The sequence below is a fragment of the Methanobacterium bryantii genome (assembly GCF_002287175.1).
GTDB classification, from domain to species: Archaea; Methanobacteriota; Methanobacteria; order Methanobacteriales; family Methanobacteriaceae; genus Methanobacterium_D; species Methanobacterium_D bryantii.
On the sequence record NZ_LMVM01000033.1, the window covers coordinates 112,882 to 135,686 of the forward strand.

Genomic DNA, 22,805 nt, shown 5'->3' on the forward strand with positions numbered 1-22,805 from the left:
ATCACAAAATTTATTTTTTATTTCAAGTTTTTATAGTAAATTTCTGATATTTAAAATTCAGAAGAGAATCTATTAAATTTATTTTTCTTCTCGTATTTATAGTCATTATGCTATTATAGTATCATATCTTTTTCATGTTCTCTTGAGACTACTCTATAATTTATCTTATTTTACTCCATCTATAACATCTGAAATCAAATATTCAATACAATACATCATAAAACATCATTTAATACCAAATTTTTTGTTAACATATATGAATACAATAATTATAGACTTTTTAATTATATCTTAATTACAATTGTTTAAGCATTTTGCAGTTTTTAGAACTTTTCTTTAAAGATTCATTACTCTATTTCCTCTTGGATATAATTTAATCAACTATAAGATTCAATATCAAAAATAATTATCCATTAGCTCCCTCTATCAAATAGATATCATCTTCCCCATTAGAGTATATAGTTATTATATATGGATCAATTCCAATTTTATTGATAGTATCCTCTTTTAAATCAGGATCCGCCCAAGGTTTTATAAGAGAACTTTGGTTTAAATTAGCGTTGTCCATTATCATATTTTGCCTGCTCTTTCCACATAGGAATATTATATTTTCAGGGAATAACTCTGCCAAACTGGTATGGTTATAATAATTAAAACCTTTACCTTTTATATTATCAAAATTTATTTTTCCATTAACTGGAACTGCTAGATACAATGTTTTAGTGTATGTATCATAATTTGTTTTCCAAGTAATAGCCGATGCATCAGAATATGTGAAATGCCAATTTGGTTGGTCTATCCAAGGAGATCGATAAATACCTAATACACTTACTGTAAATGAAGACGAAATAATAATAAATATAATTAAGAATGCCAGCTTCTTTTTATTAAAATTCTTCAAAATCAAAAATAATAGAAATGAAACCAGTACAGGGATCGCCCAAACTGCTATATTTGAGCCCAAAAGCCGCCCAATAGATGTATTTCCTTGAGTTAAAAAAGTCATGAAATATGTAACTAATGAAGTAATAAATAATCCAGACAAAATTATCATTTTATTTAGATATTTATCCCCTTTTTTGTATTTCCAAAGGATTAAAATAATTGCAATTAATGCTATGGACATGTAAATCAGCTGTGAACCATAACATTTTAAAAACAGCAGCATTGTATCTAAAAGGCTCATAGAGTGTGTAAATGATAATTCATTAGTTCTAGGTACGCTGCTAACCTCTCCAAATAGCCATGAATTTATTTTTTTGATTCCATTAGCAAACACTGCAAATGAAGACCACCATGCAAAAAACATAACAATTGAAACCATTGATTTGTTTATACTGATTGATCCTTTATCCAATACATATCTAATTATTTCTGCTGCAATTAAGCATCCAATAAGTGTTATCTCTACAAAAGGGTGGAAAAACGGCATTAAAAACAATAATAAAACAATTAGTATGTTATAACTGATTGATTGATCCGATTTGAAAAACAGGTAAAAAAATAAGGGTAAAATTAGAATTGAAAGACCTTGAGGATATATAACAACATGATAATATGTAAGTAGGAAAGTACTGCTTACAGCTGCCAGTATAACAGCATATCTCTTATTTTTAAAAACTTCTTTACCTAAAAAATAAGTAAAAACCATATAAATCATAGAAAAATATGCAGGCAAAAATTTTGTAAATATTTCCACATTTAAACTTGTCAATTGATTTAATTCTGCTAACAATATATGAGTTATAGGATAATAATCATCTCCCATGTTTCCACTTTCAGTTATTGCTATAGCAGACTGAAAATGATTCCATGGATCAGTTGATCCATATGCAAAATACCCTCTCATTAAAGGTTGGGAAAGAATAATAAAGTTATTAAGTAACAACAAAGAAAATGAAAGCCAAAAATAATTATAATTTTCATTTTGAGCCTGAAGTATCATGCAGGAAATTAATATCAAATTAGATAATATAATTAGAAACCAGAATAGTGGAGCTGCTGAATAAATTGATATTTCATAATTAGTTACAGGAAGAGTGCTTTCTAATGATAAAAGAGCAAAAATTGTTAATATTGATGATATTAACAATAATACTTTGATTATGTTTTTATCAAAGAACCTATTTTTATTTAAGAATACTCTTTCCGTCAAAGTGGGATCCCCTTGAAATACTGAAATAATCCAATATAGTAGGTGCAATATCAATTAAATTTATTTTCCTGTCCTGTATATCTCGATTAATGTTGTTAATTAGAAGAACTGCATCTTTTCCATGTCCTCCTGAAGCCACTTTATGATCATAGGCATTACCAAAAATATCGGAATGTAAATCCCATCCAACTCCATAATCATTTTTTAATTCAAATACTATATCTGGGAATATACTTTCGCTAAATTCTCCATTTAACATTTCTTCCCTTCTTTTTATGAAGTTCAATAGTTTTTCGTTTCCATCAGGAGTTTTTAATTGGGATAAATCGTTAATTATAGTATTTGCAACATTTTCATATTCATTATCTGACACTAAGTCTCTGTTAATCTCAATACCTCCGTATGAATAAGATTTAATACCTGCAAAATTAGAAAGTGATACTAAACTATTATCTTTATCAATAGATCCAGAAGAGGAATATACAGATTTACTCATTTGAGTGAGTCTTGGATTTTTAACTATCATTTTAATTAACAAGTGTTCTATATTTAATTTATTTGCAATATTTAAAACATTTTCTCTAACTACATTCATTAATGCCCTATTTTTGCTTTTAGATTTTAAATATCCCTTTTTTCTTAAATACTCATTAATATTAAATGATTTAATTGGCCTTATCTTATGTCCGTGATCACTCATCACCATTAAAGCAATTTCCGGGCGTTTTTCCATAATTTCACCAATGAAATCATCAAATAACTTGTAGTAATCCAGAATAATCATGTTCAAATCTGTTTTACCAGGATAAGTCGGGTCTTTTTCATCAAAAAATCTCCAAAACCTGTGCTGAATAATATCCAGAAGAGAAAAGTAAATATAAAATAAATCCCAATCCTGATTTTCAAAAATATTCATTCCAATGTTTTGCTCTGTTTTAACCACTTCTTTACCAATTTGTGACCATTTTTCCAAATTACTTTGCCCGGGGAATCCTCCCCATAAGCTTTTAAGCTTATCAGGAATATCGTATTTGTTTTTAATATTTTCTGGAAAAGTGCCGATGTCAATTTCAGTTTCAAGCCAGTTAATTCTCTTATCAAATGGGGATTTACTGATCATAAGCCCATTTATTTCCCATGGAGGATACATTAACATAGGATAAACTATAGCAGATTTATAACCTTCTAAACTACCGTAATCCCAGAAAGTTTTTCCTTTAATTCTATTTATATCAATTTTATTTAAATCACTTAAATTAGGGTCAAATATATCATAAACATACATCACTCCATGATTTTCAGGTTTAAGTCCTGTATAAATGCTTCCCCATGCAGGAATAGTATCTACAGGAAATATAGACTCAGAAAATAATGTAGGACTCCTATCAATAATTTTAGAAAAATTTGGTAACTCCTCTTTATACTTTAACAGGATATGAGGGTCTAATGAATCAATACCTACAATTGCCATCTTTTTTTTCATTTTAAACTTCACCTATGTTATTCAATGTAATTTTCATGATTTTTGACTTTACATAATCAAGTTCTTTTGTATTATCTATTTTAATAGTTTTTCTAGGACTTAGTAGAGAATAGATTTTATCATATTTAGCTTTTATTAATTCCGCATTCTTAATAGATTTTATTTCATCTTCTTTTCTTAGATAAGTTATTTCTGGAGGTACTTCAATTACAAATGTAATATCAGGATCCGGGAATAACCTTTTAAACAATTTGTATACATTCAATTTAGTTTTCTTGCTAAAATCAAACTCTTCAGATAAAGCTAAAATTACGTCATAATAATATCGGTCAAAAATCAATATTTTATTTTTATTACTGATATAAGGGATCCATGTCTTCTTAATACCAAAAATAATATAGTCTAACAATACAATTTGCGGGTAAATCGTTTTATATAGTTTATTTTTCAGATTATCTTTGTTATTTATTTTTTTATGATAATCTGTGGCTTTTGAACTTGAATTTGGCGAATTTCCGATTTTTCTGATTAATTTTCTTATTATAGAATTTTCTGCCTCTAACCACCAAGTATATGAAACATTATAACTCTTTTCTATTTCGTTGAATAAGTAATTAGAAAGCGTGCTTTTTCCAGAACCATCAACGCCTAAAAAACATATTATGGTAATTTTCTTCATTGTTTCACTTTTCATTAATTTATTCAAAAGTTTAGTTTAATAAATCATTATAAATATCCATTAAACTATTGGCCATATTTTCCATAGAATATGTTAAAGCGCCACTCCTAGTTTTTATTTCAACATTTTTATTTCTAAATTTGTCAATAAAGGAAGATATTTCATTTTCCCTATTTATATAAAATAATCCATTACCCTCATCAAATAAATCGGGAATTGCTCCAAATTTTGTAGTGATAACAGGTAAATTACACGCCATTGACTCTAAAACAGAGAGAGGTGTTTCTATACAGGCCCTATTATCCACCGTTGGGAAAATATAACAATCTGATAAGTTATAAATATCTTCTATGTTTTGAAAGTGTTTAATCCATACTTCACATCCGCTTTCTTCCAATTCATGTGTAAGTTCTTCATCCGTATTTTCATTTTCTCTTCCAATGATTATAACATGATTATCTTGTTCTTTTTGAATTTCCTTAAAAATATCCAAATTTCTTTCCCTTTTTAGTGAAGCTAAATGTAAAACCACAAACTTATCTAAAGGAACTTTATATTTTTCCCTTAATCTTTTTTTTTCTTTAGTATTTACAGGTTTAAATTTCTCGGTATCTATCCCATTATACATGAACTTCGTTTTAAAGTTAATAGATTTGAAAATAAGTTCACTTTTGGAGGATTGAACTAACATTAAATCAGGTCTCATAACTTTAAGTATATTCCATTGAGGAACTGCAGGTTGAACTGCAGAAATAATAATTTTTGATTTTAAAGATAAAATTGAAATTAATTTTGCAATAATCAATCCATTTACTGTCGGAGCCAGAATAAAATGAATTATATCTGGATTAAATTTAATTATATCTTTCCAGTTTGAAATTGAATTTATATCAACCTTTTTAAGGTCTATGTCCTCATTTTCAAGCATTTTAAATATGCTTCTTCCAACAATTCTTACCCCTTCATCTAAATTGTCTTTGAAATGTCCCACTACACATACTCTCACTTAATTTTCCCCTATAGTTTTAATTAATGTCTTTTCAAATTTATCAGAGATAAAATCCCAACTATACCCTTTTATTACAAATTCTCGTCCTTTTTTCCCCAAATAACGCCTTAATTCCTCATCATTATAAAGTTCAATTATATTCTTTTCTATCTCATCATTTCCTGCAAAGATCACGTGATCATTTACAATTTTTTTAACATTTATTAAAGGAGAAGAAATAACAGGCTTTTCACATGACATATACTCAAATAATTTTAAAGGTAATGCCCCTTGAGATACATTACTATTATCAAAAGGTAGTAAACAAACATCTGCTGCAGATATATATTCTGGAACATCAGAATAATTGATATTTCCGGTAAACATCACACTAGATTCAATTCCAAATTCTTTTGATAAGTATTTAAACCTATTTAACCTATCTCCATCTCCAACTACTAACAATTTAATTTTATATTTACTTTTTAAGTGTTTTATAGCCTTAAATGTTGGTTCTAATTCAATCCAGTTCCCCAAATATCCGACAAAGACTAACAAAAACGTGTCTTCAGGAATGTTAAGTTTTTCACGGATATATTCTCCTCCCCTATTCTTAAAATGCACTGTATCCACACCATTAAGGATTATATTTCTTTTATTCTTTGGAATTTCATAAAGGTCATTTAAGATATCTAAAGAAGATGTAATTTGGCTACTAATATTAATATTTCTTTTTAGCATAGAAGAGCCGATTATTTTTCCTAAAGGTTTAATTAAATAGGGTATTTGAGGGGAAATTGAAATCCAGTCAATTAAGTCATCACAAATATCAAACACTGTTGGAGCTTCAATTTTTTTTGCTACATTGTAACCTGCAATAAAACTATTGAAATTTATATGGATATCAAAAGAATTTAAATCTAAATTCAATTTATCCAGATTTTTTTTTGCTAAAATTTCTTGAATAATCGAATTTCTCTTTTTTTGAGAAAAATAATCAATTTTAATATCTTTAAGTGTGTCTTTTAAATATTGATCACTTGAATCTTCTAACCACCATGCATTTCCACAAAATAAATTAATTTCATGTTTTTTTGAAAGATGATTAAGTAAATGATGAGGCCTTTGAGGATTTAATTTTGATAGATCTGGCAATGATGTCACTAATATCTTCATTTATACACACTTCCTATTTATTGTCTTGAAGATTCCATTTTCTCGTAAATCTGGCAGAAAACTCATTAATATTATTCAGAAGCTACACCAATAAGTATTTCATTTAGTTTCTTTGTAATTTCTTCCCATGAATATTTTTCAGATATTAATCTGCATTTTTTCCCTAATTCTGTTCTTAACTGTTCATTTTCATAAAGAACGTTAATATTATTAATATAATCCTTAAAATTAGATGCAAACAATACACACTCTGAGAAATTTGATTCTATAGGGCCTATTTTACTAGATATAACTGGCTTTCCACATGCAAAATACTCAAATAGTTTAAGCGGCAGCGCATTATGAGAAACACTGTTTAATTTGAATGGAATTATACCCACATCCATTGCAGAAATATATTTAGGTACAAGTGAATATGGAACCATTCCTGTGAATATAACTCTATCAGATACACCCATCTCTTTTGCCAGCAGTTTATTTTCTTCAAATAAACCTTCACTTCCAACTATTAATAATCGAATATCTTCATTTAAATGCTTTAAAGATTCAAAAACAGGTTTCAAATCAATCCATTCCCTTAAAACACCCACATAACCAACTATAAACCCATCTAATCCTAATTCTTTCTTGGCATTATGTTCATATCTAAAAGCATTTGTATCTACTCCATTTGATATCAATTCAACTTTATCTAGAGGAACTTTAAATACATCTATCAATGATTCAGTTGTTAATGTAACTTTTTTTGCAGCTTTAATAGTTTTACCTATGTAATAATTACCCAGAAATTTACCTACAGGTTTTAAAAAACCAGGTATTTGTGTAGAAATTTCAATCATCTCTGGAACATCATCACCAAGATCAAAAACTGTTTTAAAATGTTTTGAAACTCTATAACCGGTTGCTAAACCCGCCATACTTAAATGAACATCAAAATCTTCTTTTGATAATTCTCTAATTTTCTTAGTGAAAAGAACCTCTTGAATAACAGGTGAAATTTTTCTATCAGTCAAATAATGAAAATCTACTCCATTAAAAAACTCATTAAAATGTGAGGAATAAGATTCTAGATCAGCCTGTTTCCCCTTCCACCAATCATTAACTGTTAACACAGTTACATCATGATTCTGTGATAAATATCTCACAAATTGATGTGGTCGGTTATGTTGAGACTTGTGAAGATCAACAGTGGATGTAATTAAAATTTTCATATTAACCCCTTACGTTTTTTTTCTACTTATTAACTTATTGGAAAAAATATCAATTATTTTTTTATAAATATTAGAATCACAAATTTTTTTAGTATATGGCTTCATTTAAGCCATTTTATTTTTTCTATCAGAACACTTAATCCGTGAACCAAGTAATAATTTGATTCATTACCATCAATTTTCGTTTTTCCGTTTTTTAATGATTTTTCTATATTTTTTTCAGTACTAATTGTTCCATTACCTATTTCAAAATACAGATGAGCATCGCTTCCTGCAGTTAAAGATTTATTAAATTTAGTTGCCAGCGCAAGAGATTTCATATTATAAACTGACTTGGATCGAGCATTAAAACCTTCAACCAAATTAACTTTATCAATTATCTCTTCAGGAGCATTATAATGGCGATAAGGATGTGCTAAAACACTTATTCCACCTTGAGATTTTATTTCATCAATAACATTCTCAAAGATACGATCCTCAATTTCTTCATTTAAAAAAAATCCTAATACATCACCATATTCAGTTCTTATTTCTGAACCAGTGATAATCTCGAAATCAGGGTCTTTATTGATCTTTAAAGCCTCAATTCCGCCTTTTAAAGTATTATGATCAGTTATAGCTACTCCATCTAAACCTTTATTTTTTGCAGTCTTTATTATTTTCTCGGGTTTGAGCAAAGAATCTGGAGAGTATTTGGAATGTATGTGTAAATCATATATCATTTGTTATCTCCTCAATACAAATTTCCACATTTCTATATCAAAAATATACCTTAAAGTAGCAACAATGAACCCAAAAGTAGGTCCAATATCATCTTTAGATATTATATCGTCAGGTGTGTCCCATTTTAAAAATTTTTTAATGTTTTGAGACTTGTTAGGAGCATTTAAAAACCATAAGATATCTCCAGGCAGAAGCCACCTGCAGTAAATTCCTTCCTTGTAATCCAAGACAGGTTCAACATCTCCATTCATAAATAATCTGTAAAGCATGTAAGGAAAATCCACACCGGATAAAATAGAAAGCTGCAGAGATCCCCAGAATCTGGAATTAACCTCCATTAACTTCAAAGATCCATCTCTTCCATCGATTCGAAATTCTACCATTCCTACTCCTGACCATTTCATAATCTTTAAAAGTTCAAATCCAATTTTAACGGCCTCTTCTGAAATTTCATTTTTGATAGTTTTTCTGAGGGTACTCGGTCCTCCCGAAACAGGATATGACCTTATTCTTTGATGTACAGTAACTGCTCTAGGTTCTGATTCAAAGTTAAATAATGTGTAAACACCCATCTCTCCACCGTAAGGTATATATTCTTGAACCAGTAATGCGCCGAATTCTTCTTGAAGTTCTTTGTAATTAGAAATAAGATCATTAAATGAATGACATGTTTTAAACCCTCTGCTTCCAGAACTTATCCTTGGTTTTATAATCAATGGATAAGTCAGTTTTTCCTGATTTTCATAGAGTTCATCAATACTAAAATAAGTTTTAGGGCATGGAATATCATTTTCTATAGCAATTTTCAAAGTATTTCCTTTATCATAAGCTTTCATAAATGTATCATTATCAGGAAGAGCTATTTTTGTATATTTATCAAATTCTGCCCTATTTTCAATTATAGGTTTCAGACAGTTATCAGCAACAGGAAATAAAATGTCGTAATCATTATTTTTAACCGTGGCTAAAAGGCTTTCAACGAATTTTTCCTCTTCTTTTATAGGATTGGGGTAAATAATTTTCTTGCCACAATATTTTGAGAAAAACCCCGTGGTAAACCTTGTTTCTTCACCAGCAGTTATATTAAAGCCTTTTTTCCCTAAAGAACGTATAACTGCAAGAGAACTTCTCATTTGCGCATCTGTGACAAGTACATTTCTGTTCATTTTGCATTTCCACTGTTTAAACTTAGACTATCTGAGATCGTTGAAAAATTATATTCTGAAAATGTTTTTATCAATCTTTCAAGATTTTCAAAGGTTTTTTGACCAGTATTTCTAAAAACATGGAATTGAATATCTTTAATACATGGATTTGAGTCGCTTATTTCCCATGGATGAATATAAATCATACCATAACCTGTCCTTTTTAACGAAAATTTAACCACATTTTTGGTCCAGTGGTAACCTGCATTTCTTAAAAACCATCCTCCAGCACCAGGTAACCTTAAATAAGGAAGTACAGTCATAGGAAATTCTTTTATGGCCATTCCACCATCTAAATTTAGATCATAAGGAATTATAGGTGCTTTTGAATTACCATACCATCCTGGAATTTTTAAACACGGAACAATAGATGAATCATATTTAAAGCCGTTTTTAATTAAAAATTTAAATTTTTCAGTTGAATAGCCAAAATTAGGAAATCTAAATCCATTTACATCCTGATAAATTTCCTCTTTAAACCTTAAAATGTCATTTTTAAAATCTATAATATCCACATATTTTTTATTGTGAAACCATCCGTGAGAAGCTATTTCATGATCATTTGCAGTTAAAATCTCCATAATTTCGGGATATTTCTCTGCAGTTTCACCCAATACAAAAAATGTAGCTCTAGCATTATAATTATTAAACATTTCCACTAATTTTTCTGTGGTCGTTAAAACATCACTTTCAGGGTATATTCCATCATAATGTTTTTTTATACATTCAGAGACATCAAACCAGTTTGAATGAAACCATTCTTCTACATCAACAGTTATATGAATTTGATTTTTGAGCATTTAGATACACCACTTAAGTAATGTCGAGATTATATTATTTATCTTATTATATAAGCTTAATCTTAAAATTAAGAAACTAAATTAACTTAATATTAATTTATTTGGAAAAAATAAAGTTAATACTAAATTAATATAAATATAATACCTAAATCACAATAATAATTTTTAATTACTTATTTTTAATAGGAAAAAAAGATATTATAAACGTAAAAATGTGATTTCAGAATATAACTACAATGAAAGAAATTTCAAAAAATTTTATGTAATCTTTCCATAAAATTCAAGTTAATTAAAATTCAAATTATTTTAAAAACTTTAAATTCAGTTATTTTTTAATTTTGAGATAATTCATTACTAGATAAAACAAATAGAATAAAGAGTAGTTATTAGATTTATATTACAAAATTTTAAGTAAAAAGACCATTTAATCACCCAATGGTTGTAAAAAGATATTTAAATTACATTTTCAGCACATTAAATAATATCAAAGTATTATTAAAAGAAATAATATTTATACTGAATTTTTTATTCATAAATCAACTTTTAAATAGGATAAATATAATATTTTATCAAGTAATTAATACTTACCCTAAATTTAACCATGATCACACATCTAGAGGCATCAAATGAATAAAATAAATAACATTGACGTCATTTCAGTGATTTTACTTGCAATAATATCCATTGTTTGCATCATAACTCCATCTTTAAACATGCATATCGAAATTATAATCCCATATATGCTTTCGATATTCTTTTTACCCGGATACTCAATTTTAATAACTTTATCTACTAAAAATAAAGGAATAATCAGTAAAAGTCTAATAAGCATTCTAATAAGCATAGTTATCCTATTTTTATTAATTCTAGTTACTCATTACATTAACATCACATCTAAAAACATAGCGATTATCCTAACTATAGTAACTATATTTTTTGCAGCAGTAGGATACATCAAAAGATTTAGAGCATCTAAAGAATCAAAGGAATACTTATTCTGTGAAAGCTGTGGAAATTATTATAAACTTAAAGAAGGAAAGTCTTTAGAAGAAGTGGACATATGTCGCTGTGGGGGTAAATTAAAATATGTTGAAAATATATTGACATCGGATAATCTAAAAAGAAAAAAATCTACAAATGAGAAAACCTCTAAAAAATCTAAGATTTTTGTTAGTAACTATATAATATGTGAAAACTGCGGGGGCCATTATAAACTTAAAAAAGGAGAGTCTTTAGAAGATTTTAAATCATGTCAATGCGGTGGTGAGCTCAAATATGCTAAAAAATATTATAAATTGAATGAAAAACACGGATTTATGTCCATAGATATTGTATTAATGTTGTTACTCACCTTTTTATGCATGATTTTTGTTTTAACTCCCATAAATAATACTCCTTTTAGGATTATCTTTAGTCTTATACTAATCTTATTTGCACCAGGATATTCATCAATAGCAGCATTATTCCCCAAAGACTATGATCTAAAAGGTACTGAACGAATTGCACTTAGTTTTGGCATAAGTATAGTAATTGCCCCCATTATTGGTCTTTTATTAAACTATACTCCCTTTGGAATTAAATTAGGACCTATATCCATATCTTTATCACTTTTCACAATCTTAATGAGCATTATTGCTTATATCCGAAGGTTAAAGACACCTGAAAATGAAAGATTCACTATTGACTTTAATTGTTATTTTAATAGAATAAAGGAATCATTCCGAAAAGAATCAGGGACAGATAAGATCTTATCAATTATACTTGTAATTTCTATTATTCTTGCATTTTCTGCTACCGCTTATATGATGATCCCAAAGGAAGGTGAAAAGTTCACAGAATTTTATATCTTAGGGCCAAATGGAAAGGCAAGCGATTATCCAATTAATTTAACAGTTGGACAAGATGGAAATGTTACAATTGGCATAATTAACCATGAGTATGCTGATGTTAATTACACTATTGTAATTAAATTAAATAATCAAACAATAGACAATGAAACTATCATTTTATATAACAATCAATCATATGAAAAACCGTTTAAATTCGCTGCATCTAGTTTGGGTCAAAAGCAGGAGCTAGAATTCCTTTTATATAAATTACCAGATAATACTAATATTTATCGTTCTCTACATTTATGGATAAATACTAAATAGTAACTAAGATTTATTGGGAATTTAATTATACTTAAAGAACGCTATTTTAATATTTAACTATTAATTTATAATTCAAACAATGATAATATAAAATTAGTTAAGTTCAAGATTTTTAAGGGGCTATAATCTTTTTAAAATAGTTATTTTGTAAATATATCTTATAAATTTAATTGTGCTCGGGATGTGCTAAAAAGTACAGATCAATTCTAAATGAATTAATTTAGAAGATTGTGATAATGAAGTATTGCAATTGTTATTATTGTATAAAAAGATACTGAAGATATAAATTAAAACAATTCTTCCAATAATACAGATAATACTGTATAGTTATGTGAAAAAATCACATGGGATACACCAAAACATTCTCTCTATCAATTACTTACTTAAATTAAAGCCATTAAATAAAAAATTTAATTTAAATCATACTTCACAGCGACCATTTATGTTAAACCATATTAATTAACTATAGAATTTATAATTCATATATTACTAAATAAATTTATTAATATATGGCTGTATAATTACACGTAACCACTAATTAATAGGATTATAATTTGTTAAAATAAAAAATAACAAGTATTATATATTAATTACAATAGATATGTATATTATTTGGAGGTAATAAATGATCTCGACTTTGACAGCTATGACTACAACTATAACCCCCCCACAAATTATGGATTATAGTATAATCGTAATAGCTGCACTGATTATATTTTTAGCCCTTAAAGAAATTGTAGGTGCAGAATCAGATAAAAATAAACGAATGAAATCATTTGTCAGTGGATCTAATATTGTAATAGTACCCCTTATTTTAGTATTTCTAGTCATGGTAGCTTATAGGGTTATAACAATAAGTTAGGATTGGTCATATATGCAAAAAAATAGAAAATTAGCAGCTTCATTGATTATATTGATTATTTTAGGGGCTCTATTATTAACAATTTATTATGGTACTCAAAATCAGGTTGCTACAGGTACTCAAGTTGCAGCAGCTACCAAAATAGCATACTACAATAATGGCACAACATGGGTTCATATGAATGTTATTTATGAAAATGTGACCCTCAAAAATGGGGAAGTAAAAACCTTCTATTCTAACATCTATATAAAACCAAAAAGTTCTGTAACAGTTGACTTAAGTAATATGGCAGGTTATGGAAATCAAAGGTTACCTTCAGGGACCAAAATTAATATTTTAACATGGAAAGAACTCGTAAACGGGACCATTAATGCCCCTACTGCAACTTTAGAACAGACAATACAGGGATGGTCCACTACAAGTAACCCCCAACCCAATGACAGATATTATATTATGAAATATCCCAACTTAACAGTGTACAATCTCCCCAATTTTATGAATGACAATAATTTGTATATTGGAGATGATATTAATAAACTTCAGATGTTTTTAGATGGGGATTATTCCGCACATGAACAAATACTACTAATAGTGGATTCAGATGGAAGAGTTAGAATGATTTTCTTAGAAATTCCTGAACTATGTAATGTTGTTATAATAGATCCATTCAAGACAACACTTATGAAAACAACGACTTAAAAACATTAAACAAACTTTTTTTTCCATTTTTAGCAATAATTATTAGAAAAGATAAGCTAAATTAAATATGGTGCTTCCAAATGAAGAAATCACGAAATCCAGATATTATAATATGTAAAAAATGCAAAGGTATCTATAAACTTAAAGAAGGAGAATCATTAGATGACTTTGAAAGCTGTAAATGTGGTGGCAATCTAGAATATAAGGAACTTCAACAGGAAACTAAAAAATTAAAAAATAAGAATATTATATTGCCTTTAATGGCAGCATTAATTATTATATCGGGATTTATAGCTTATGGATATGATTTAGAAGGGGTTTTATTTGATATGATTCCATACAATTACACTTCAAATATATGGATACCTCCAAAATCTACAAGTAGTGGGTCTTTAGCAGGTTATTATAATATTTATGGGCAAGGACGTGATTTTACCTTTTTTATAAAGCTTCCAGGAGCTGAAAAAGCAGAAAGTCCTCTTGATTACACAAAAGAAGGCCTTAATGGCGTTGGAAAAATAGACAATATTGTAATCACATTTAATACAATACAAGCACTTCTTTCAGGTGATTTTAGGAAAGCCATGGTTGAAACTAGATTTTCAGGTAATTTAAATATGTCATGCGCGGCATGGACTGGGATAAGCGCATTCTCAAGTGAAAATGGGAAAATAAATGGAACTTTCAAATTAGATGGAGCAATAACTGATTGGGATGGAACGTTTAAAATTATGAATGAAAACAATAGGCTCCTTTTAAGAATGGACTATGTACATTACCCTAATGGCCAAAAAGATAAGGCTCAACCAGCTTATGATATAATATATATGTGAACACTATATTTTAAAGATATTTTTTTTCAAAACATTAAGTAATGGATAACACTTGGGAAAACAAATGGCATAACCAAATATAAAACAGAATTGCATATACCGTGAGACAACGTAATTCCCAATAAACTTCTTGTCTTCTGAAATATGTATCCATAAAACATTGATACTCCAAATACAAATAAAACATCTAAACTAGAGTACCAGCCAATGTGAAAGACCATAAATAATAGAGAAGCATATATAACTCCATATATATTTCCAAGTACATTCTCTGCATTTTTTTGAAGTATTCCTCTAAATAGTAATTCTTCTGCAAACCCAGTGGATATCACAAGGACTATACTTGCAAGTAAAACTCTTTCTAAAGTAAAAGATGGGATTAAAGGTTGGGGCATTAATATCAGGTATTCAATAAATCCTAAAAGGAAACCACTTAAAGCTATAATAAGTTGAACTGGAATATTACCCAAAACTAAACCTACTTTCTTTCTGTTAAATTTTTGGACTTTTATTATAGTAACTGAAGTGATAAACAGCAGAACTGATATTATAAAAAATAAATAAAGAAGATTTGCCTGTGTAACTGGAAGAGCAAGCCTTAATATCCTAATAAGTGGTAAAATCATCATTGCCCTTAAAAGATTTGAAAAATTATAAGACTCAGAGATAGATGAAGTAACTAAAAGTGCAAAGAGTATAATAAACTCTAAAATTAAGCCTAATTCTATATTATTATATGCAACTAAAACCTCGGCTATGGAAATAATAATAAAATAGATAATCAGTGCCAATATCTCTTTTTTAGACGATTTAACTTTAGATCGCATAGATTCAAGATTCGTCATCTTTTGTTTAACACGCACTTCTCTTTTATAATCTTTGACTTTTTTAAATAACTCTAAGGAACACTTGTAATCTATTACAGCATCTTCTATTGCATTTTGTTGCTTAAAAGTATTTGCCACAAGATTTGAAACCAATCCTGCTCTTTTAAAATCCTTTACTTTCTTAAACTTTCTTATGGCTTTTTCATAGTAGTCCCTGGTCTCTTCATAATCGCCATATTTTTCAAAAATAATCCCTAATCCAGTAAGAGAGTAACCCTCTCCTTTTCTGTCTTTAACTTCACTGTAACAATTTAATGCATACTTATAATGTTTTCGCGCTTCTTCAAGATTATCTAATTCAAGATACAAATCCCCTATCTCAAGAAGGGTATCTGCTTCTTTTTTAAGATCATTTGTCATTTCAAATAAATATAATGCTTTTTTATAGTATAGAACCGCTTCTTCAAGTTTTCCATGATTATAAAAGCTTGATCCTAATTCAAGCGCGCCTTTAGCATCTGTTTTGTCCATTGATTCACCCATACTATTTCCAAAAAATAGTTTCTGTTTTAATTTGATTGTTGCATATATAAAGTTACCTATCAAAAACTTAATAATAATTCATATTAATTCATAGAAAAGGTAATCATAAACAGGATTATGTAATATAAGATAAATAAACTTTATTATAGTATATAAAAAATTAAATATAAGTATTACATGATATAACAAATTACAAATCATTAATTTTTAACATAGGATTATCCTATTTACATTAAATCTTTTTATGCACATATAAAACAATAAATTACTTTTGTGAACCTTATAACATCTTTATATTGATATATAAAAAAAAATGTGAACTTATATATAATAAAAAAATATAATAGTTTTATATAAAAGGATTAAAACCATATTTAAGTTTTTAATCATTAAATTAAAAAAAATAATACATTATAACTTAATAAAGATATCATACTACTTAATAAGTACATTAAGACATGTTATAGCATTAATTCCACAAATAAATGAATTATAACTGTAATACACAAATCTAAAACAGTTTAAAACAGGTTATTACTGGATATACTAACTCATAAAACAGTATTAACCAATATAATAAATTATTTATATGTAAAATATAAATTAATTAGTATTTAGCGTTTTAAGCTGTTAATCAAAAATCAGTGTTTGGGTAAAGGGGACAAAATGACTAAAATAAAAATAACAGCCATATTACCGGCCTACAATGAAGAAGTATCCATTGGAAGCATTGTGATAAGTACACTAAAATATGTAGACAACGTGTTTGTTATTGATGACGGCAGTGCTGACAATACTTCAGAGATCGCCAAACTGGCAGGGGCTGAAGTAATAAATCATCCCTTCAATATAGGCAAAGGTGCAGCATTAAAAACTGGTTTTGAAGCTGCTAAATCATCCGATATCATAATTACCATAGATTCAGATGGACAACACAATCCAAAAGAAATACCAAAACTTGTTACCCCTATAATTAATGACGAAGCAGATATGGTTAATGGCAGCCGATATATCAATGGAGATAAGAAAGATACGCCATCATACAGGCGTATTGGCCAGACAGTGCTTGATAAGGCCACTAATTTAAATGGAGATCTTAATATTACAGATAGCCAAAGCGGTTTTAGGGCATTTGCAAGACATACAATACCGGCTTTCAGATTTAGCTGCGCTAGTTTCGGCATTGAAAGTGAAATGTTAATGGACGCGGCCAATGCAGGGCTAAGAGTTAAAGAAGTTGAAATTAGCGTTAGATACGACGTTGATGGTTCCACTAAAAATCCTGTAACTCACGGAGTAGGTGTACTCATGAGGGTAATAAACGATCTTGAATTTCAAAGACCCCTGTACTATTTTACATTGCCTGGAGTTATAATAATTATAACAGGAGTGATATTGGGCCTTATGTTCTTTGGAGATTATTTAGGAGGCGGATCTAGAAGTTTACTTCCTACAGTTCTTGCAATAATCGCAACCCTAGCAGGAGGATTTTTAGCATTTACAGGCATAATTTTAGATTCCATAGCCCGAATGATAAATCATGTTGTAAACAACCCTACCTATACTTTTCCTACTGATGCTTCCAGTAATTCCCAATTTAAATTCAAACAAAGGGGCAAATAAAATACATATTTAGTCATCTGGAACATTTTTTAATTAATAAGATTGCAGTACTACCCGACATGTTTTTAACAGTTGAATAGCATATTTATTGTAATGTTTAACCATAAAATTGTTAACAAAAATCTTTTAATTATTATTCCTTCAATCATAGCATTTTTCATAGGAATTATCCCAACATTACAATACGGTTGGCCTTTAAGCTGGGACATCATCCACCACGTACATATTGCAGAAGTATATGCACAGTACGGGTTTACACTTACAGATCCGCTGATAAGTTTACAAAATGGGCCGCAAAAAATAGGATACGTCCCATTATTCCACTTATTTATTGCAGCTATAGGTTATATCACAAAAATTAATTACTTCCAGATAGCACGCTGTTTACAGCCTTTAATTGCAGCAGGCATAGTATTTTCAGTTTCATACGTGGGATATAAATTTTATGGTTTAACAGCAGGTGTTTCTGCTGGCTTTCTAATATTATCAAGCAACCTTGTTAACAGGATAGTTTTACCTATTCCTGAAAATATAGCATTGATCATATTCCCAATTGCAGTGTATTTATTTTACATATCCCTGAAAAGAGATACAGATACATATAAATATGCTTTAATATCCGGATTATTGTTTATTTTAATGGTATCAATCCACCAATCAGCTGCATTTTTATTATTTTTAACAATAACCTCATTTATTATTGTTAAATCTATTTTAAGCAGAGATATATATGTTTTTAAAAAGTATATTGTGTGGATACTACCTCCTGTTTGTGCAGCAGTTATAGCATTAACAGCTGTTCTAATTCTAGACACTAGTCTAATACATAATATACTACAAAATGGGATAGGTGCTGTAACTGGTTACAAAGACTCAATCTCATACAACTACAACCAGCCTTTAAACTTAATTCGTTATGTATGGCAGTTAGGAATCATGGCTTTATTGTTTGCACTTATAGGTGCTGTGGCATCCTATAAATTAGACCTGCCTAAAGCTGTGAAAGATAAATCTGCCCTTTTAATAGTATGGATAGCAGTAATGTTCATATTCAGCAAAATTAACTGGTTTGGACTTAATATGATATCTTACAGGGTTCTTATTTATATACTGATACCCCTTTCAATATTAGGCGGTTTTGGCCTGTATCAAGTGTACAATTGGGGAAAACAAAAGAAAATATCAAATTTACCAGTAGGACATTTGATTTTAGGGATAATATTCTTACTTGCAACCATAAATGGAGTTTTAATAGCAAGTAACCCTAAAATAGCTACTTTTGGGGCCCAAACAGAGCTTGGAACCATAAGTATAGCACCGCCCTCTGCATCTGAAATAGATTTAGCCGACTGGTTTAGAAAAAATGGAGATAAAGATAAAAGGGTAGTGATTTCCAATTATTATTCCGGGATGTTTTTAGTAGCTGATACAGGGCAGCCTCTCTCACGTTATAACCGTGTGCTCATTGGTAAAGTCAATCAATCAACACTTATTAAGAAAGATATAGGTTACCTTGTATATGATAAAAGGTTAAAGTTCTCTTCAGGTAATAAGACTTACCGTACCGAACCTGGAGGGCTGCTGTATTTCAGCAGAGATATTCACCAGGTTATACCAGAATATGCAAAAATAGTATACGAAAACAACGACTTTATAGTATGCAAGGTTCAAACTGCAAAAACATAGAATACACCACGATTATATTTTTATACAAAAATAACCATACATTAACCAACTTCTCTCTTTTAATTATGTATAAATTATCCTAATTTATAAAACAATTAAACATATTTAAAAGGAATACATCCGATCATTTTTAAATTTCAGCGGGTATTAAAATGAATATCTTTATACTAACATCGGGAAAGTATGGTTCAAGGATTATAAACCATATATCCAAAATGGGGCTGGCATCTTCCATAATAGGGATATATGAAGTTCCGGGAGATTTACCCGAATTTATAGATGATGTCAGCAGGTATGTTCCAGATAATCTTCCTGAAGCAGATCTGGTCCTTTCAATTGGATTATACGGGGACATAAATATGGTTATACCTTTCGTTGCATGTAAAACTGGAGCAAAGTCTATAATTGTACCAATACATGACCCCAAACAAATTCCCGCAGGTCTCCAGATGGAAATAGAAAGCGAGGCTCGTGATGCCAGAATAGTGTTTCCAAAACCATTTTGTTCGCTTGAGCCCGTTGGAGATAAATATATAGATAAATTTGTAGAATCCTTTGGAAAGCCGGAACTTGAGATCAAAGCTGATGACCTAATAAGACATGTTGAAGTTAAAAGAGGCGCGCCCTGCGGTTCGACATTGTTTGTAGCAGAGAAATTGAAAAATGTACCTGTTGCTGAAGCTGAATTTGAGGCGGGAGGCAGATACCATAATTACCCATGTTTAGCCTCCATGGATATTGATCCTCAAATTGGAGATACATTATTGCACGTTGCAGGTTACAGGATCAAGGAAGCTGTAAAGAGAGAGCTTGGGTTTGCTGCAAAATCTGCGGTCGTTTGTGAAGAAATATGCCAGGGTGGAGATAACTGCAGCCATATCTGCTATGAGGTATGTCCCATAGGGGATGAAACTGTTAAGATCAAAGAAAACGGTAAAGTGGAAATTGATGCAAATTCATGCGGACACTGTTCCATTTGCGTCCAAAAATGTCCACTTGAAGCTATTACAATTAAAAATAACGTAAACTTAAAAAGAAGTGAATAAAATGGAAGGAAAAGTAATATTTATAGGTGCAGGACCTGGAGATCCTGAACTTTTAACCGTTAAAGGCCAGAATGCATTAAAAAATGCAGATATTATAATTTATGCAGGGTCACTTGTAAATAAAGAAGTTTTAAGTGTCGCTAAAAAAACAGCTGAAATATACAACAGCGCTTCTATGAACCTTGATGAAATTTTGGAAATAATGGATACAAGAACAAAACAGGGAAAAATCATTGCAAGAGTACATACAGGAGACCCAGCCATATATGGGGCAATAGGAGAACAGATCGAATTTTTGAGGCACAATAATATTAACTTTGAAATTATACCCGGTGTCAGCTCTTTATTTGCAACTGCAGCCGCACTTGAATCTGAATTAACACTGCCTGAAGTGTCACAGACAGTTATTATAACACGGCCTGAAGGTAGAACTCCTAAACCAGAATCAGAATCTATCAAAGGACTTGCAAAGCATAATGCCACCATGTGCATCTTTTTAGGAATTCAAATGATTGAAAATGTCGTCTCTGATCTTTTAACTCACTACCCTAAAGACACTCCAGTTGCAGTTGTTAAGAAGGCCTCATGGAAAGACCAGTTGATAGTTAAAGGTACTTTAGAAGATATTGCCTCCAGAGTTAAAGAAGCTGGAATTGAAAAGACCGCGATTATAGTAGTAGGTAACGTTCTTAATCCAGGTGATATTACTCCATCCAAACTTTATGATGCGGAATTTACACATGAATACAGGGAAGGGCGCAAAAACAAATAATAAAATTTAACAGATAAAATAAATATCATAATATTTATACACTTACTTAACTTTTTTTAATCTAAAACTTTGGAAGTAAGAAACTTGAGTTATATAAATAAACTAAAAGAATGGTTCAACAGGCAGAGCAATACCAACAAAGCAGTGCTGGGATTAAGCCTATTTTGTATAGGTTCTATAATATTTATTGTAATGGCAGGAATACTGGTTCCAGATATTACTTATTTATCTTTAGAGACACCTAATGCTCAAATAGATAATAGCACTCTTGAATATACTATAACAGGTTCCTCAGAACCAAATGCCCAAATTTTTCTGTATGATGCAGATTTAAACTTAAATAAAGTGCCTGTTAAAGTAGATAACAACGGTAATTTTAGTTACAACCTTAACATTCCACTTAGCATCACCGACACCAAAGTTTCTGTAGTTTCACAGGTACATGGGAAATATGAGGTCTCTCAAGATATTGAAATACAGCGCCCATTAACATTTCTTTCAATTAAACCTATGCAAGAACTTAGTTATGGGAATAAAAGTCTTGTACTGGAAGGTAAAAGCGATCCTGGCGCTACTATTCATATTATTTCAAATATGACCCTGAGAAGTAACCTTAACCTCCAAAGTTATGTAGATACCGCTTTTAATGACCCGGTGATCAACAATATTACTTTAAAGGCAGATTCCAACGGCTATTTTAAACAGGATTTCCATGTTCCTTTAAATTCCACATCAGCTTACTTTAATGTAACTGCCGCATCTACAGGTAAAAGGGACAGTACTCAAATTCAAAATGTCACCCGTGATTATGATATATTCCCCTCAATTATGTCAATCTTTAACAGCAGCTATCTTTCAAACAGTGTCAAAATGAAAAACATCACTGGAAAAGGATTTTCAATAACTTATCCTGCAGTCTGGGAAAGACAATCATATAAAAATGCCGGAAAAGATGCAAGATTAGATTTAATCTATGGAAATAGTGTTGAAGCCATAGTATGGTATGGTAAAATTGGTAATGAATTTGGAAACTCTCTTGAAGACTATAAAAACACCCAGGATGTTCACATACGTACATGGTGGGGTGGAACTGAAGTTTTTGAGCAGGATATCAACAAAGATGGGATGACTGGATTTAGAACTATATATAAATGTCAAAATAATCCTGTATTTTCCAATGACATAGCTGCACCGTTTTATATAGACAGGACAACTCTTACAAAAGATAATGTAAGTGTATATGAACTGCAATTAATGGTTTTCAATGATTACTACGAAAAGAACGATTATTTAATTGAACAAACAGTAAACAGCTTTAAGATTACATAATTTTTAAAATTA

19 protein-coding genes are annotated in these 22,805 nt (G+C 29.7%); 9 read left to right on the forward strand and 10 right to left on the reverse strand.

Annotated elements, in window-relative coordinates; genetic code table 11:
- Positions 1 to 406: 406 nt before the first annotated feature.
- The 9 genes from ASJ80_RS11180 to ASJ80_RS11220 form a co-directional block, all read right to left on the reverse strand.
- Complete coding sequence (locus ASJ80_RS11180) at positions 407 to 2,155, reverse strand: hypothetical protein (RefSeq protein ID WP_069583647.1); 1,749 nt, start codon at positions 2,153 to 2,155, stop codon at positions 407 to 409.
- Positions 2,130 to 3,638: an alkaline phosphatase family protein gene (locus ASJ80_RS11185; RefSeq protein WP_069583648.1), complete on the reverse strand. Its 1,509-nt coding sequence runs from the start codon at positions 3,636 to 3,638 to the stop codon at positions 2,130 to 2,132. The genes ASJ80_RS11180 and ASJ80_RS11185 overlap by 26 nt, the downstream gene beginning before the upstream one ends.
- Before the next feature lies 1 nt (position 3,639).
- Entirely contained in the window at positions 3,640 to 4,344 is a 705-nt protein-coding gene (locus ASJ80_RS11190; RefSeq protein ID WP_255360684.1) for an NB-ARC domain-containing protein, read from the reverse strand.
- Positions 4,345 to 4,348: 4 nt separating this feature from the next.
- A complete protein-coding gene (locus ASJ80_RS11195; protein WP_069583650.1) occupies positions 4,349 to 5,323 on the reverse strand; it encodes a glycosyltransferase family 4 protein in 975 nt (324 codons plus the stop codon).
- Positions 5,324 to 6,460 carry a glycosyltransferase gene (locus ASJ80_RS11200; protein ID WP_176720240.1) on the reverse strand — a complete coding sequence of 379 codons (1,137 nt, stop codon included), beginning with the start codon at positions 6,458 to 6,460 and terminating at the stop codon, positions 5,324 to 5,326.
- A 92-nt stretch (positions 6,461 to 6,552) separates the two neighbouring features.
- Positions 6,553 to 7,692, reverse strand: coding sequence for a glycosyltransferase family 4 protein (locus ASJ80_RS11205; RefSeq protein ID WP_069583652.1), 1,140 nt, complete (start codon positions 7,690 to 7,692; stop codon positions 6,553 to 6,555).
- A 101-nt stretch (positions 7,693 to 7,793) separates the two neighbouring features.
- Positions 7,794 to 8,414 (reverse strand): PHP domain-containing protein, encoded by a 621-nt coding sequence (locus tag ASJ80_RS11210; protein WP_069583653.1) that lies wholly within the window; start codon positions 8,412 to 8,414, stop codon positions 7,794 to 7,796.
- 3 nt (positions 8,415 to 8,417) lie between these two features.
- Complete coding sequence (locus ASJ80_RS11215) at positions 8,418 to 9,581, reverse strand: carboxylate--amine ligase (RefSeq protein WP_069583654.1); 1,164 nt, start codon at positions 9,579 to 9,581, stop codon at positions 8,418 to 8,420.
- A complete protein-coding gene (locus tag ASJ80_RS11220) occupies positions 9,578 to 10,420 on the reverse strand; it encodes a DUF3473 domain-containing protein (protein ID WP_069583655.1) in 843 nt (280 codons plus the stop codon). The genes ASJ80_RS11215 and ASJ80_RS11220 overlap by 4 nt, the downstream gene beginning before the upstream one ends.
- Positions 10,421 to 11,046: 626 nt before the next feature.
- Between ASJ80_RS11220 and ASJ80_RS11225 the strand changes: the two genes are divergently transcribed.
- The 4 genes from ASJ80_RS11225 (at position 11,047) to ASJ80_RS11240 (ending at position 14,967) form a co-directional block, all read left to right on the forward strand.
- Positions 11,047 to 12,573 carry a DUF1616 domain-containing protein gene (locus ASJ80_RS11225; RefSeq protein ID WP_083240948.1) on the forward strand — a complete coding sequence of 509 codons (1,527 nt, stop codon included), beginning with the start codon at positions 11,047 to 11,049 and terminating at the stop codon, positions 12,571 to 12,573.
- A 625-nt stretch (positions 12,574 to 13,198) separates the two neighbouring features.
- Positions 13,199 to 13,435, forward strand: coding sequence for a hypothetical protein (locus ASJ80_RS11230; protein ID WP_069583656.1), 237 nt, complete (start codon positions 13,199 to 13,201; stop codon positions 13,433 to 13,435).
- 12 nt (positions 13,436 to 13,447) lie between these two features.
- On the forward strand, positions 13,448 to 14,134 hold the full coding sequence (locus ASJ80_RS11235; protein WP_069583657.1) for a fimbrial protein: 687 nt from the start codon (positions 13,448 to 13,450) through the stop codon (positions 14,132 to 14,134).
- Between the two features lie 80 nt (positions 14,135 to 14,214).
- On the forward strand, positions 14,215 to 14,967 hold the full coding sequence (locus ASJ80_RS11240; RefSeq protein WP_083240949.1) for a hypothetical protein: 753 nt from the start codon (positions 14,215 to 14,217) through the stop codon (positions 14,965 to 14,967).
- 26 nt (positions 14,968 to 14,993) lie between these two features.
- On the opposite strand, the gene ASJ80_RS11245 is transcribed toward ASJ80_RS11240, so the two are convergent.
- Positions 14,994 to 16,325 carry a tetratricopeptide repeat protein gene (locus ASJ80_RS11245; RefSeq protein WP_069583658.1) on the reverse strand — a complete coding sequence of 444 codons (1,332 nt, stop codon included), beginning with the start codon at positions 16,323 to 16,325 and terminating at the stop codon, positions 14,994 to 14,996.
- A 678-nt stretch (positions 16,326 to 17,003) separates the two neighbouring features.
- Between ASJ80_RS11245 and ASJ80_RS11250 the strand changes: the two genes are divergently transcribed.
- The 5 genes from ASJ80_RS11250 to ASJ80_RS11270 all read left to right on the forward strand — a co-directional run bounded on the left by ASJ80_RS11250 (position 17,004) and on the right by ASJ80_RS11270 (position 22,793).
- Positions 17,004 to 17,960, forward strand: coding sequence for a glycosyltransferase family 2 protein (locus tag ASJ80_RS11250; protein WP_069583659.1), 957 nt, complete (start codon positions 17,004 to 17,006; stop codon positions 17,958 to 17,960).
- 93 nt (positions 17,961 to 18,053) lie between these two features.
- Entirely contained in the window at positions 18,054 to 19,646 is a 1,593-nt protein-coding gene (locus ASJ80_RS11255) for a hypothetical protein (protein ID WP_069583660.1), read from the forward strand.
- A gap of 152 nt (positions 19,647 to 19,798) precedes the next feature.
- Positions 19,799 to 20,692 carry a DUF166 domain-containing protein gene (locus tag ASJ80_RS11260; RefSeq protein WP_069583661.1) on the forward strand — a complete coding sequence of 298 codons (894 nt, stop codon included), beginning with the start codon at positions 19,799 to 19,801 and terminating at the stop codon, positions 20,690 to 20,692.
- Position 20,693: 1 nt separating this feature from the next.
- The gene (cobM, locus tag ASJ80_RS11265) at positions 20,694 to 21,464 is read left to right on the forward strand and encodes a precorrin-4 C(11)-methyltransferase (protein ID WP_069583662.1); all 771 of its coding nucleotides are present in this window, start codon (positions 20,694 to 20,696) and stop codon (positions 21,462 to 21,464) included.
- Between the two features lie 84 nt (positions 21,465 to 21,548).
- Positions 21,549 to 22,793 carry an Ig-like domain-containing protein gene (locus tag ASJ80_RS11270; protein ID WP_069583663.1) on the forward strand — a complete coding sequence of 415 codons (1,245 nt, stop codon included), beginning with the start codon at positions 21,549 to 21,551 and terminating at the stop codon, positions 22,791 to 22,793.
- Positions 22,794 to 22,805: the final 12 nt, after the last annotated feature.